At 50.0% G+C, this 14,524-nt stretch carries 8 protein-coding genes; 5 read left to right on the forward strand and 3 right to left on the reverse strand.

Annotated elements, in window-relative coordinates; all coding sequences use genetic code 11:
• The first annotated feature begins 234 nt into the window (after positions 1–234).
• The 5 genes from L0Y31_RS11050 to L0Y31_RS11070 all read left to right on the forward strand — a co-directional run bounded on the left by L0Y31_RS11050 (position 235) and on the right by L0Y31_RS11070 (position 10,616).
• On the forward strand, positions 235–3,357 hold the full coding sequence (locus L0Y31_RS11050) for a SusC/RagA family TonB-linked outer membrane protein (RefSeq protein ID WP_234733121.1): 3,123 nt from the start codon (positions 235–237) through the stop codon (positions 3,355–3,357).
• A 22-nt stretch (positions 3,358–3,379) separates the two neighbouring features.
• Positions 3,380–4,798 (forward strand): SusD/RagB family nutrient-binding outer membrane lipoprotein, encoded by a 1,419-nt coding sequence (locus tag L0Y31_RS11055; protein ID WP_234733122.1) that lies wholly within the window; start codon positions 3,380–3,382, stop codon positions 4,796–4,798.
• Positions 4,799–5,009: 211 nt separating this feature from the next.
• Positions 5,010–8,150 (forward strand): SusC/RagA family TonB-linked outer membrane protein, encoded by a 3,141-nt coding sequence (locus tag L0Y31_RS11060; protein ID WP_234733123.1) that lies wholly within the window; start codon positions 5,010–5,012, stop codon positions 8,148–8,150.
• A 27-nt stretch (positions 8,151–8,177) separates the two neighbouring features.
• Complete coding sequence (locus L0Y31_RS11065) at positions 8,178–10,010, forward strand: RagB/SusD family nutrient uptake outer membrane protein (RefSeq protein ID WP_234733124.1); 1,833 nt, start codon at positions 8,178–8,180, stop codon at positions 10,008–10,010.
• A 135-nt stretch (positions 10,011–10,145) separates the two neighbouring features.
• Positions 10,146–10,616 (forward strand): FKBP-type peptidyl-prolyl cis-trans isomerase, encoded by a 471-nt coding sequence (locus L0Y31_RS11070; protein ID WP_234733125.1) that lies wholly within the window; start codon positions 10,146–10,148, stop codon positions 10,614–10,616.
• 32 nt (positions 10,617–10,648) lie between these two features.
• Here the strand turns inward: L0Y31_RS11070 and L0Y31_RS11075 are convergent, their stop codons facing one another.
• The 3 genes from L0Y31_RS11075 to ade all read right to left on the reverse strand — a co-directional run bounded on the left by L0Y31_RS11075 (position 10,649) and on the right by ade (position 14,410).
• The gene (locus L0Y31_RS11075) at positions 10,649–11,917 is read right to left on the reverse strand and encodes a replication-associated recombination protein A (RefSeq protein ID WP_234733126.1); all 1,269 of its coding nucleotides are present in this window, start codon (positions 11,915–11,917) and stop codon (positions 10,649–10,651) included.
• Between the two features lie 86 nt (positions 11,918–12,003).
• Complete coding sequence (locus L0Y31_RS11080) at positions 12,004–12,630, reverse strand: RNA polymerase sigma factor (RefSeq protein ID WP_234733127.1); 627 nt, start codon at positions 12,628–12,630, stop codon at positions 12,004–12,006.
• A gap of 139 nt (positions 12,631–12,769) precedes the next feature.
• Complete coding sequence (gene ade, locus L0Y31_RS11085) at positions 12,770–14,410, reverse strand: adenine deaminase (RefSeq protein ID WP_234733128.1); 1,641 nt, start codon at positions 14,408–14,410, stop codon at positions 12,770–12,772.
• Positions 14,411–14,524 lie beyond the last annotated feature (114 nt).

The following is a 14,524-nucleotide window of genomic DNA, read 5'->3' on the forward strand; positions in this document are numbered from 1 at the left end:
GCCTCGATCCCCACTTATATACCTTCCAAATTCCTGGATTTGCCGTTCAAGGCAGGAATTTCTTCCTGCCTAAAAATTATATTACAAAAAGGTCAGTAGCCAAATAGCTTAGGACTAAGAAGTTAATAGAGCGCAATAATATTTGGCATTGCGGGGTAATTGCAAATTTTTGAATAAATACTAAAATTACAGCTAGAATTCTTTAGTTCACTTTAACTTCCTAGTTAATTACCTATGAATAAACTACTACGAATCTACACAGGATTGGCCCTGCTTCTCTGTTCGTCGCTGGCAATGGCGCAACAGATTGAGGTGAGTGGCATGGTATCTGTAGCCGGTGAGGGCTCTGCTTTACCGGGGGTGAATGTATCAGTGAAAGGGACAACAACCGGAACACTGACCAACGCAGACGGGCAGTATAGCCTTCGGGTTAATCCGGGAAATACGGTCTTAATCTTCAGTTACATTGGTTTTGAAACGCAGGAAATCACGGTTGAAAATCGCCGGAATATCAACGTAGCCCTGAGACAGGATAGCAAGATGCTGAACGAGGTGGTGGTGACCGCCTTGGGAATTAGCCGCGATAAAAAGGCGCTTGGCTATGCTTCCCAAAATGTCAACTCGGAAGAACTCGTGCAGAACCGGCAGCCCAATCTGGTGAATGCCTTGCAGGGAAAAGTAGCAGGTGTTACGATTTCCAGCACCGGCGGAGCACCCGGGCAGGGCGCGCGGATTCTGATTCGTGGGATTAATTCCCTGGATGCCTCGCGGGATAACCAGCCACTTTTTGTTGTTGATGGGGTATTATTTGACAACAGTACAGCAACCGGAACGTCTAATTCCGGCGCGGAGCTTCGGGGTATGTCCAACCGGGCCGCCGACATCAACCCAGACGATGTAGAAACCATCAACATCCTGAAAGGAGGAGCAGCAACGGCATTATATGGCTTGCGGGGTGCCAACGGGGTGGTTGTTATTACCACTAAATCAGGAAAGGCCGGTGCTTTCCGAGCCAATTACAGCGGCACATTCGGCATCGAGAATGTTAATAAATACCCCGAAGTACAGGATAAATACACCATTGGTTATTCGGGTGTTTATAATCCGCAGGATTTCTTTCCGTCGTGGGGACCAACCGTGGAGGAGGCCATCAAGATCGATCCTACGCATCCGCAGAAGCTTTACAACCACTTCAAGGATGCCTATAGTACCGGTAAGCAATACCAAAACAACCTGTCTTTCTCGGGCGGTACCGACAAGATTAATTTTCTGTCGTCCATCGGTCATTTGCGCCACGAAGGGGTCATTCCATTCACGGATTTTAACAAACTGTCGGTTCGTCTGAATACGAATGTTAAGTTCAGCGAGAAGTTCACGACCAACGCTAACCTGAATTTTATCAATTCGGGCGGCGACCGGTACAATGCCGACCGTTTTAGCGAGAGTTTGAGCTACTGGTCGCCGCGTTACGACGTGCGGGATTACCTGAATGCCGACGGAACGTATAAAACCTACGGTAACGGCAATCCGCTTTATGGTGCCATGACCAACAAGCTGACCGACAACGTGAACCGACTGGTGGGGGGCATGAACTTTGTCTACAAACCCTTATCCTGGCTGACACTGAACTACCGCGCGGGGATCGATACCTACTCGGAAGATCGCAAAAGAACGGCACCCGGTCCCATGGGAATTGCCAACGAGCGTGTGTATGAAGACAACGGATTGGGTTTTGTTTATCAGTATAACACCAATTTCAGAGCCATCACCTCGACATTTACGGCCAGCGCCAACACCAAGTTAGGGGAAAGCATAAATGCTACTTTCCGTCTTGGACATGACCTGTACAACCGCCGGATTCGGAGTTTTGGCGCTGAAGGAACGGAGCTAAGCGTTTATGACTACTTCGATCTGCGGAATGCCAAAACGGTGGTGCCAACGCAAGGGGCCGAAGACTATCGGTTGATGGGTATTTTCGGAGAATTAACCCTGGATTACAAAGATTATCTGTTCCTAACGCTGACAGGCCGGAATGACGTAACCTCGTCGCTCATGGCACCGAATAACTCGTTCTTCTATCCATCCGCCAGCCTTGGGTATGTCTTTTCGCAGCATTTCAAGCTGCCCTCGGTGATTAGCATGGGTAAAGTCCGGGCTTCTTACGCCAAAATCGGGAAAGATGCGGCTCCGTATTCAACCGTTACGGGTTATTCGGCTTACACGAACCTTCCGGCGGGAACAACCGGCTTTACCCGGGGTGCCCTGCTCGGCGACCCGAATCTGCGCCCTGAATTCACGGATACCTACGAAGGCGGTCTGGAAATGAGTTTTCTGGAAAATCGCTTAGGACTGGATTTAACGTACTACCACTCCATCAGTAAAGACCAGATTATCCGAGTCGATGTAACTTCATCGACGGGATACGTCGTTGCGGCTATTAACTCGGGCTCGATGCGCAACAAAGGACTTGAGCTGATTTTGAGAGCCACGCCAATTCGGCGCGGGAAATTTAACTGGGACGTTAATCTGAATTTCTCGGCCAACCGGAACAAGATTCTGAGTCTGCGCGATGGTCTGACGGAAATTAACTATGCCTCGCAGTTTGGTTATTCCAGCTCGACCGTGTCGATGAAGCTGATTCCTGGTTATGCTTACGGAAACTTGTATGGACGAGGCTACCAGCGTTACTACGCCAACCCAAGCGAAAATACCTCCGTTGAGCTGGATAGAAGCCGTCCTATTGTGATCGGTGCCAACGGCTTCCCGGTGATCAGCACGGCCCAAAAATTGTTGGGTAATTCACAACCGGACTGGATTGGCGGTATTACTAACACCCTGAGCTACGGCAATTTCTCGGTAACCGCTCTGGTAGACGCGCGTATCGGGCAGGATCGGTACAATCAGTTAGGAAACTTCTTCTCGGCCTTCGGAATTGCCAAATACACGGAAGATCGCAACGATACCAAGGTTTTTGAGGGCGTTTTGGCCGATGGAAGTCCGAATACCAAAGCGGTTTGGCTGGGCCAGGGCGTTGGGCCGGATGGCGTAAACTACGGCAACGGGTTCTACCGGAATGTGCACCGGGGCGTCTCCGAAAACTTCATCGAAGATGCTTCGTGGGTGCGGCTCCGTTCGGTGGGCGTATCGTACAGTTTGCCGACGTCGTTGCTGAAAAATTCGTTTATCAAGAATGTGCGCATGAGCCTGACGGGCAACAACCTGGCCTTGTGGACCAAGTACACCGGGTACGATCCTGAAACAAGTTCGTCAAACAGCGGAAGCAACGTTGATGGATTTAGCGGATTTACGTACCCCGCCGTGCGCAGCTTCCTGTTCTCGTTAAATGTTGGTTTTTAAGGACTTATTTCTCTTGATTGTCATGAAATTCTCTCATAAATACATTGTCCCGGTGCTGACTGGTCTGCTGGTGGTTGGCATGGGCGGCTGCAAGGATTACTTTGAACTTAATCAAAATCCAAGCCTGATTTCCAATGCGCCGCTCAGTTCACTGCTTTCGACGACGACGCAGAAAACGGCCCTGAACTCGCAGCGGGTAGGCGGTTTTACATCTTATTTTGTGCAGTATCTGGCCAGTCCAGGCTCCGGCGGGTCAACGGATACCTACCAGATCACCGATTATACGTCCACCTGGGATGCCGTTTATTTCGGGATGGCTGATTTGTATGACATGAAGCGCTCAGCCCAGGAGCAGGGCTCGTCTGAATACGTGGGTGTGGCTAATGTCATGATTGCGTATCACCTGACTCTCATTGCCGATGTGTTTGGCAGTGCGCCGTTTTCCGATGCATTCACGGGAACGACGCTGACGCCTAAATACGATACGGCGGAAGAGTTATACGCTACTTCGCTTACCTTGTTGAACGAAGGCATTGCGGAACTGTCAAAAACAGATTCGAAGGTAAAACTCTCCGCGGCGAATGATTTGATTCATAAAGGCAATATGGCTGCCTGGATCAAAACGGCTTATGCCCTCAAGGCACGGATGCTCAACAAGGTATCCAAACAAAGCAGCTACAAGCCCGCCGACGTACTGGATGCGGTTTCCAAATCCTACACGTCGAATGCCGACGATGCGCAGATGTCGTCGTTCCTGTTGCGGAACCCCTGGGCGCAGGTGGCGCGGAACAATGCCGCGCTGGTCCTGGACGGCTGGCTGTCTGAGCAGTTTGTCAATCACCTGAATGGCGTAACCTACGGCGTTTTTGATCCCCGGATTGAGAAAATCACGGACAAAACCGTGAACAACGATTACAAAGGAACGGTCAACGGACAAGGCAACGTGGGGGGCAACAACACGGTTAAGGACGAAACGTACATTTCGCTGAATTCACCGCTTACGGGTGACAACTCGCCACTGCTGATTGTGACCTACGCAGAAATGAAATTCGTCGAAGCGGAAGCGGCCCTTAGAGCGGGCGATAGAGCCCGGGCGTATAATGCGTATCTGACCGGAATCCGGGCCAACATGGACAAATACGGCGTGGCAGCAGCGGCTCGGGATGGCTATCTGGCTAATCCGGCAGTAAGTGCCAGTGCGGCAACCCTTACATTGGACCTTATTTTCAAGGAAAAATACGTGGTTACCTACCTGAATCCCGAAGCTTGGAATGATGCCCGGCGCTACGATTACAAGTACAAAGACTTCGGTTTGCCAGTTAACGCGGCGCTTCCCACATTTATCCGTCGGGCGGCCTACCCGAATGGCGAAACAACGAAGAACGGAGCGAATTTACCAGCCGAGGTAGCCTTATCGACACCGCTCTGGTGGGACAAATAGAACAAAAATCTAGGCTTGAGTGAAAAAGGCGGTCATATGACCGCCTTTTTGTTTAATATACTACAAAAGCTTCTGGATGTAGTATTATTTTCTGTATATTTTGAATAATATGAGCCTTCTTTTCTTGTACTTTTTATATTTCAAGAAAGATTAGAAGTAAATTAGAAATCGGTTCTGCTTTTCTATAAGAAGTTGCTATCTCAATACTTATATGAAAAGGAAGTCTACACAAACATGGAGGCGGGTTTTTGTGAGCGGAGCGTTTGCTGTTTGCTTGTTTCCGCTAAATTCTGCCTGGGCGGTGCCAAATTACAAGGAAAGCCCCACGCTGAGGCAGTTGGCTGACAAGACCATAACAGGTCGCGTATTATCAAAGGAGGATAATACACCAATACCGGGTGTTACTGTGGTGGTTAAAAACACGACGAATGGAACCACAACCGATGTAGAAGGCCGTTACAAGCTCAATGTGCCTGACGATAAGGCGGTTCTTGTCTTCTCCTCGGTGGGCTACGTATCGCAGGAGGTTATCGTTGGAAGCCAAAGTACGCTGGACATTGCCTTAAGCAGCGATCAGAAAACCTTGAGTGAGGTAGTTGTGGTGGGGTACGGAACGCAGAAAAAGCGTGATTTAACGGGGGCCGTTTCGCAAATCAACACGACGAAGCTGGAGAATGAAAACCCCAACTCGGTTCAGGACATCCTGCGCGGAAACGTTGCTGGTCTGAACGTAGGGATGTCACCGTCAGCGAAAGGAGGCGGTAGCTTGCTGGTGCGGGGGCGTAATTCACTGAACGCGGCGACCAGTCCATTGCTGGTTCTGGACGGGGCTATTTACTACGGAGAGCTATCCGATATTAACCCCAACGATATTCAAACCATCGATGTATTGAAAGATGCCAGCTCGGCGGCCGTATTCGGTGCTAAGGCGGCGAGCGGGGTTATTCTGATTACAACCAAGAAAGGCGAAGAAGGAAAGCCCCGCATCAACATCAATACCAATGCCGGCGTTGGAAGCGTATCCCGCAACCAGCCCGTTCTGGGACCAGATGAGTTTATTTCCTGGCGGAGCGATGTGATGAAAAACATCAACACCAGTTATAAGCCAGGTCAGTTTGACAACCCCAACAACCTGCCTTCGGGTGTGACACTTGACCAGTGGCTGGCCTACGACGGATCATCGGGCGACCCAACGACCATCTGGTTGCAGCGCCTGAACCTACAGCCCGTCGAAATTGAAAACTACAAGGCCGGACGCAGTGTAAACTGGTACGACAAAGTGTTCCAAAACGGTATGCGGCAGGATCATACGGTCAGCCTTTCCGGTAAAAAAGACGGGACAAACTACTACATGTCGCTGGGTTACCTGGACAACAAGGGGATTATTTCCGGCGACCGCTTCAAAACCGTTCGGGGGCGGCTAAATCTGGAAAGTAAAGTAAGTAGCTTCTTATCCCTTGGAACCACGTTGCAGTTTGCCGATCGCGATGAAAGCCAGGTTCCTGTCGATTGGGGACTAGCCCGGATTCTTTCGCCCTGGGGTTCTGAATATAACGAAGATGGTAGCTACAAATGGCGTCCGAATAACGAAGCGAGTGGCGGGAATCACCCGAATTATGCCCCTAGTTTCACCGATCGGCGGCAAAAAATCACCACGCTGAACACCACGTTATTTGCGCAGGCAACGCTTCCGTTTGGGATTACGTATCGCGTCAATTTCACCCCGCGTTTTGAGTTTTATGAGCGTTATAACCACGAATCCTCGAAACACGCCGAATGGGCAGCCACGGGCGGAAGCGTTAGCCGCCAGCAGCGCAAAACGTACTACTGGCAGGTGGATAACATCATCAAATGGAACAAAACCCTTGGAGATCACAATTTTGACGTAACGCTGCTCGCCAACGCGGAGAAATACCAGCGGTGGGACAATACCATGACCAACAAGGGGTTATTGCCTTCCGATGTGTTGGGCTATCACGGAATTAGCACGGGTACAAACCCAACGGTGACGAGCAACGATGAATACAGCACCGGCGATGGTCTGATGGCCCGTTTGTTTTATTCGTTGAAAGATCGCTACATGGTTACGTTGTCCACGCGTCGGGACGGTTATTCGGCTTTCGGGCAAAAGAACCCACGCGCTCAGTTCTCTTCGGCGGCACTCGGCTGGGTGTTTACGGACGAGAAATTCTTCAAAAGCAGCTGGATGAACTACGGTAAACTCCGGTTATCCTGGGGAAGCAACGGAAACCGGGACATTGGTCGCTACGTTTCCCTGTCTGATTTGAACACGGGTAAGTATTTATATGTCCGGCCCGACGGAACGGTGTATCAGGCCAACCAGTTGTATGTGAACCGCATGCAGAATCCGAACCTGAAATGGGAGCGGACTTCATCCCTGAACCTGGGCTTTGATTTTGGGCTGTTTAACAACCGACTGGATGGCTCTTTTGAAGTCTATCATTCGTCAACGAAGGATTTGCTGGTTCAGCGTTCTTTGCCGAACGTCGTTGGTTTCGACTGGGTGATGGATAACCTGGGCGAGGTGCAGAACCGAGGCTTCGAAATTAGCCTGAACTCGGTGAACATGAATCGGGAGAACTTCTCCTGGCGGACGACATTCAACCTCCAGTTAAACCGGAATAAAATCGTACACCTTTATGGAGACTACGATGAAAACGGAAAAGAGATTGATGACGTAAGCAACCGCTGGTTCATTGGCCATTCCATTGATGAAATCTGGGACTTCAAGGTCGATGGCGTATGGCAAACGTCTGAAAAAGACCAGGCCGCCAAATACGGCGTGAAACCCGGTGATTTCAAGATTCGGGACGTAAACGAGGATGGTAAATACACCAATGACGATAAGATGTTCCAGGGGTGGAGAAATCCGCGCTTCCGCTGGACCCTGCGCAACGAGTTCAAGCTGTTTAAAAACCTGGATGTGTCGTTTGTGATGTACTCGTACTGGGGGCACAAGGCTGGATTTAACCAGGCGAAAAATCGGGATGGCTTCCTGGACCGGACCAGCTCGTATGTATTTCCATACTGGACCGAAGCCAATCCAAGCAACGAATGGGCGCGTCTGTATTCGAGCGAAGGAAGCACCAGCGGTTTTGGCGTGTACCGCGACCGCTCGTTTATTCGATTCGACAACATTTCGCTGGGCTACAGTTTGCCCAAATCATTGGTCCAGAAAGCAAGCGTACAGAATCTGAAAGTGTTTGCTTCCGTCCGGAACATCGGCTACTTCGCACCAACCTGGAACTACTGGGATGCGGAGCCTGACGATGATGGAAATAACGTTCCAACACCAAGAATTATATCGGTAGGGCTTGACATCACCCTGTAATGATCCACCTACTCATTTTTAGCAATCATGAATAATTACAAAATCAATATAAAACGGGGTGTTTTCCTGGGCGCTATCGTTCTGGCATCCACACTGACCAGTTGCGATAAATCCTGGCTGGAACCCAAACCCCTGTCCTTTTTTGCTCCTGAGAATACCTTTAACGACCCAAACGGTTTACGGGCTACGTTGGTGGCGTGTGAGCGGAACATGCGTTACGAATGGTACGGAGACAACCCGCCCATTGTAACCGAAGCTGTTTTTTCGGACGTAGCGGTTGATGGAACTACGGATAAATCGGGTCCGCCCCAGAATTTGGATTTGCAGATTACGCCAACGGCCCAGCTTAATGCGGTCGATTATAACCGGATTGGCTGGTACTGGAGCGAAGGCTACAAAGGGATTAAATACGCCAATGCCGCCATCACCCGCATTGATCAGCCTCAGTATGCATCGGAGCAGGAAAAGAACGAGATTCTTGGTATGGCTTATTTTCACCGCGCTTACCGGTATTACCGCCTGACGCATCAGTTCGGAGATGTCCCTCTGATTCTGGAAGAGGTTAATACGCCCAAACTGGATTACCAGACGACCAGTCGTGATGTGATTCTGAAAAGAATGAAAGAAGACCTGGAGTTTGCGGAGAAATGGGTGCCTGCGGTCATGCCGAAAGGAACGGTCAATAAAGGGTCGGTTAGCCATTTGCTTACCAAAGTGAATCTGGCGCTGGGCTTGTTTGACGATGCGATTAAGTCGGCCAGCAACGTCATTGACGGCGGAACGCATAGCCTGATGAAAGCGCGCTTCGGGATCAACCAAAGCGACGCTACACGAAACGTGATCTGGGATTTGCACCGGCCTGAAAATAAATCCCTGCCAGCCAACCGGGAGGGTCTGATGCTGGTCATCGACCGGTTATTGATTGAAGGGAATTTCGACGGCGGTATTCAGAGCATGCGGAACGCGGTTCCTTTCTGGCACAACAACATCAATACGCCGACGGGTAACCGGGGAACCATTGATACCTACAACATCGAAATCGATCAGGTTTCTAAAGTGGGTCGGGGAATTGGTCGGTTGCGGCCAACGTGGTACTCAACCAACAGCGTCTGGGATGATGCTAAAGATTTGCGCCACGCTCCCGGCAACTGGATGCGTATGGAGGATTTGACGTACAACAACCCAGCCATTAAAGGAAGAGATACGTATTACGGTAAAAACCTGCAACTGCGCACCGCGGCGGGAGCCGTGTTGACCATCGACACGATCCGCAACTGGTTTGCGTGGCCGCATTACAAAATATTTATTCCTGATCCTGAGCGTGTTCAGCCTGCTGGTGGTCACACCGATTGGTATGTATTCCGACTAGCGGAGACGTATTTGCTACGGGCTGAAGCGCATTTCTGGAAGGGCGATCTCGCCAGCGCCGCCAACGACCTGAATCAGGTTCGGACCCGCGCCGGTTGTGATCCGCTGCCCACTTCTAAAATCAACATCGGTACAATTCTGGACGAACGCGCTCGCGAGCTGTACTATGAAGAGCCCCGTAAAACCGAGCTAACCCGGATTGCCTACATTCTGGCGAAAACGGGTAAACCCGCTTACAACGGAAAAACGTATAGTCTGACCAATTTTTCAGACAACAACTTTTTCTTTGATCGGGTCATCGAGAAAAGCAATTTTTACAACAAAGGCGTAAAAACGCGCCACGGGGATGAATACAAAATAAGCCCTTACCACGTTCTGTGGCCAATTCCACAAAACGCCATTGATGGCAACTCAAAAGGAGTCATCAATCAAAATAAAGGCTATGCTGGTTTTGAGCGGAATATTCCCCCATTGACTGAAATTCCTAAATAAAGCATCCATTTAGCACAGAGTAAAAGCAAAAACCACCTTAAGCGGTGGTTTTTGCTTTTGTAAGCAGTTGGTTAAGTTGGGAAAAGCGTAATTTTGAGAAATCGTTTAAAACTTGCGTTGCATTTAACCTTAATTATGAAGAAATACATCCTGACCCTGTTTAGTTGTGCGGTCCTTTTGGGCAGTTGCCAGGACAAATCACCCTGCACTGATACCGTAATTACCGCCAAAGCACCTGATAGTGAGGTTGCTACCCTGAAGAAATACATCGAAGACAACAAAATCAACGCTACTGCCGACAATCGAGGGTTTTACTACACCATCAACTCGGCGGGTACGGGGACAAAGCCAACGGTTTGCTCAAATGTATCCGTGAACTACGTTGGCAAGCTAACCAATGGCACTACATTCGACAGTGGGAATGCTGTCTCGTTTGGACTAAACCAACTGATTGTTGGCTGGCAGGCTGGTATTCCGTTGATCGCGCCGGGCGGAAATATTACGCTGTATTTGCCACCAAGCTTTGCCTATGGTTCGCAAGCCCAGCAAGGTATTCCGGCTAATTCAATTCTGGTGTTTACAATTGATTTACTGAAAGTTAACTAAGGAATGAGGTGCCAGCTTACAGAGCTGGCATTTCAATACTCATACCAGTCATTCCACCAGCGCTGCAACTGCTTGCGGATTTCGCCCTCCCGGGCATTTTGGCCGGGATCGTAGAGCTTTTTCCCTTTTAGGTCTTCCGGCATAAAGTTTTGCTGGGTAAAATTTCCCGGATAGTCGTGCGCATATTGGTAGTTCGTCCCGTAACCGATTTGCTTCATGAGCTTGGTCGGGGAATTGCGGAGATGCAGCGGAACCGGCAGATCGGCGGTTTTTTCGGCGAGGGCCAGGGCCTCTTCAATGGCCACGTAACTAGCGTTACTTTTTGGGGACGTGGCTAAATAAATCACTGCTTGGGAGAGCACAATTCGGCATTCTGGGTAGCCAAGTACCTTAACCGCCTGCATGGCGTTGTTGGCCATGATCAGCGCCGTTGGATTGGCATTTCCAATATCTTCGGACGCCAGAATGAGCATACGACGGGCAATAAACTCCGGGTCTTCTCCCGCCTGGATCATGCGCGCCATCCAGTACAACGCCGCATTCGGATCGCTGCCCCGCATGGACTTGATAAACGCGGAAATAATGTCGTAGTGCTGCTCGCCAGACTTGTCATACCGCGCAATGTTGCGCTGGGCCACCGCCGTCACCACGTCGTCATTGATGGTGATTTCGTCGCTGTATACGCTGGTAACCACAATGTCGAGCAGATTGAGCAGCTTGCGCGCATCGCCGCCCGAGAGCCGCAGCAGCGCATCGTACGACTCCACACGAATGGTTTTGGTTTTCAGGTATTCATCTTCCCGAATGGCTTTATCGACTAGTTGTTTTAATTCATCCGCACCCAGCGATTCCAGAATGTAAACCTGACACCGGGAAATTAACGCCGCGTTGATCTCGAAAGATGGATTTTCGGTCGTAGCACCAATCAAGGTGATATTTCCCCGTTCGACGGCCCCCAATAACGCATCCTGCTGGCTTTTGTTAAAGCGGTGAATCTCATCGATAAACACAATTGGCGGAAACAGGCCCGCCGGTCGGTTGATGATTTCCCGCACGTCTTTTACTCCCGCGTTGATGGCACTAAGGCTGTGAAACGGACGCTTGGCTGCCTCCGCGATCAGGTAAGCCAGGGTGGTTTTGCCAACGCCTGGTGGTCCCCATAGGATAATGGATGGAATGCGGTTCGACTCGATGGCGCGTCGTAAAGGGCCATTCGGTCCGATTAGGTTTTGTTGCCCAATGACATCATCTAATGTCCGTGGGCGCATGCGTTCGGGGAGGGGTGTGGTGGTAGGAGACATAACGAATAAAAACCATTCAGTCAACGAAACTAGCCGTCGGCTGAATGGTTTCCAAACGTAATAATGGGTTAAAAAATTGAAAGGGTTTAGGAAATCGTGTTAAGCGTAAATAGTGTTGCCAGCGATAAAATAACTTTTTCGGGAGTGATGTGCTTTTTCAAATTGCTGAGCGCGCCGAAAATGAGGTTGTAGACTGACTGAATGTTAATCTGCATCAGGGACGAAATTTCTTCGTTGCTCAAATTCTGGTAATAACGCAAATAAACGGCTTCGCGTTGGCGGCGTGGCAGGCGATCCAGGGCTTTGGTAACGCAGCTGCTCATGTAGCCATCTTCCTCATCGGCAATCAGGCTCGCTTCGTAGGATGAAGTAGCGTTGGGAAGCAATTCCCGGCTATTCATCAGATCATCTTGGCTACAGAATTTCTGCTCGGCATTTAGGTGACGAACCAGTTTCCGTTTAATCGAAGCCATCAGGTAAAAACGAACCGAGGTGGTTTGGCCGATGGTCTGCCGGTGTTTCCACAACTCAACAAACAAATCGTGAATGCAATCTTTAATCAGTGCCCGGTCGGCGGTAAAATGGGAACAATAATGGTACAAGACCTGAACATACTCTTTATACAACCGGGCAAATGCTACTTCATCTCCTCCCCGAAATTGATTCCAGAGCTGTTCTTCGTCCATTCCGGACGGTGTACGGTAGCGAGGCATATGGTTAAGAAAGGTAAGGTAAGGGTAAAGGGAACGACAACTGGGATTGTTGTTGATGTAAAAATATTTATAAAAAATAGGAAACAAAAGTTTTACACAAAAAAGAATTAAAGTTTTATTAAAAACTTTGGCATTATACCTAGACGGCAGAATTAATGACGGGAACAAACGCAAAGCGCCCGCCATCGAAGAGGCCTTTGTCGCTTAATTTGAGATAAGGAATAACCAGTAACGCCATGAAAGAAAGCGTCATAAAGGGAGAGGCCAGCGTGCTTTTCAACTCGTTTTTCACAAATTGATCGATAACGGTGTACCGGCTAGCGACCTCGTATCCATCCACATCGGTCATCAACCCCGCAATGGGAAGCGGCAAAATGTGTTCTGCATCGGCGCTAACGGCACCAACGCCCCCCTTGGCCGCAATAATGCTGTTAACGGCCATGCATAAACTCTCGTCGTCGCAGCCAACCGCAATGATGTTATGGGAGTCGTGCGCAACCGATGAGGCAATGGCGCCCTTTTGTAAACCAAAGTTTTTGATGAAAGCGACGGCGGGCGGGGCGTCCTGATAGCGATTGACCACCGTAATTTTCAATACATCGCGCGCTGGGTCAGAAACGATAAGCCCATTTTCTATCCGGGGCTCGACCTGGAGCAGATTGGTAATCAGCTGTCCGTCCAGTGCTTCAATAACGCGAATTACCCCAGCATTTTCGGCAGGAACCGCAAAATCAGTTGGCGTTTTAGCGGTGCAGTTGAATTGGTTGACGTGCTCGCTCCGCAGGTCGGGCAGCTTCGACACGCCGTTTTCGGCAACCGTCTCGCCATTGATGACGGTTTGTTGAATATCAAAGTCGGTTAGGTTATTGAGGACGATAAAATCCGCCGGATCGCCCTCCCGCAAAAGGCCAACGGGCAGGCGGTAGTGCAGCACCGGATTCAGGCAGGCAGCTCTCAAAACGTTGAAAAGCTCCTGGCCATTGGCTAACGCCCGGCGCACCAGCTCATTGATGTGCCCAACGATCAGGTTGTCCGGGTGTTTGTCATCGGAGCAGAACATAATCTTGTCGGGGAAATCGGCGAGAAGCGGAATGAGCGCGTCGAAGTTTTTGGCGGCGCTTCCTTCCCGAATCAAAATGTGCATGCCACGCTGGACCTTATCGAGTCCTTCTTCGTAAGTAAAACATTCGTGATCCGTTTCAATGCCCGCATCCATATAACGCTGGGCTTCGTCGCCGCGCAGGCCAGGAGCATGGCCGTCTACGGGTTTGTTGAACGCTTTTGCCAGTGCAATTTTCGCCATCACGTCCGCATCCTGATGCAGAACGCCGGGAAAATTCATCATCTCGGCCAGATAGCCAATTTCTTTCATGCCCAACAGTTGCTCCACATCCTGGACGCTAATTGTAGCCCCCGCGGTTTCAAAAGTTGTGGCCGGAACGCAGGAAGGAGCCCCAAAACAGAACTTGAATGGGACGCGTTTGCCGTCGGCAATCATGTATTCGACGCCTTTTATGCCCAGCACGTTACCAATCTCGTGGGGGTCAGAAACGGTAGCGACCGTACCGTGGACCACCGCCAGCCGGGCAAACTGGGCGGGCGTCAGCATGGAACTTTCGATGTGCACGTGAGCATCCACAAAGCCCGGCAGGAGGTAAGGTTGTCCCGGCTGTTCGGGGCCAGTTTCGGTAATTTGGTGAATGCGGCCCTGCTCAATCGTTAAGTGGCCAAAACGGATGGTGCGGTCGAATAAGTTGATTAGGTTACCAGAAACGAGCATGGATGTCAGGGAAGTAAGTAAATGGAAACTCGAAAAAAATAATTTTCCAGAGAAAAATGCCATTGGAGCCCGAAAATAACTGTTATTTCGCTGGCTAGTACGCATACTGAATAT

This window comes from Tellurirhabdus bombi (assembly GCF_021484805.1).
In the GTDB taxonomy this organism is placed as follows: domain Bacteria; phylum Bacteroidota; class Bacteroidia; order Cytophagales; family Spirosomataceae; genus Tellurirhabdus; species Tellurirhabdus bombi.

What these genes read in the sequence shown, in the direction of transcription:
- L0Y31_RS11075 (WP_234733126.1), bottom strand. Translation starts at nt 11,917, where the DNA reads ATGTCTCCTACCACCACACCCCTCCCCGAACGCATGCGCCCACGGACA.
- L0Y31_RS11065 (WP_234733124.1), top strand. Translation starts at nt 8,178, where the DNA reads ATGAATAATTACAAAATCAATATAAAACGGGGTGTTTTCCTGGGCGCT.
- ade (WP_234733128.1), bottom strand. Translation starts at nt 14,410, where the DNA reads ATGCTCGTTTCTGGTAACCTAATCAACTTATTCGACCGCACCATCCGT.
- L0Y31_RS11060 (WP_234733123.1), top strand. Translation starts at nt 5,010, where the DNA reads ATGAAAAGGAAGTCTACACAAACATGGAGGCGGGTTTTTGTGAGCGGA.
- L0Y31_RS11050 (WP_234733121.1), top strand. Translation starts at nt 235, where the DNA reads ATGAATAAACTACTACGAATCTACACAGGATTGGCCCTGCTTCTCTGT.
- L0Y31_RS11055 (WP_234733122.1), top strand. Translation starts at nt 3,380, where the DNA reads ATGAAATTCTCTCATAAATACATTGTCCCGGTGCTGACTGGTCTGCTG.
- L0Y31_RS11070 (WP_234733125.1), top strand. Translation starts at nt 10,146, where the DNA reads ATGAAGAAATACATCCTGACCCTGTTTAGTTGTGCGGTCCTTTTGGGC.
- L0Y31_RS11080 (WP_234733127.1), bottom strand. Translation starts at nt 12,630, where the DNA reads ATGCCTCGCTACCGTACACCGTCCGGAATGGACGAAGAACAGCTCTGG.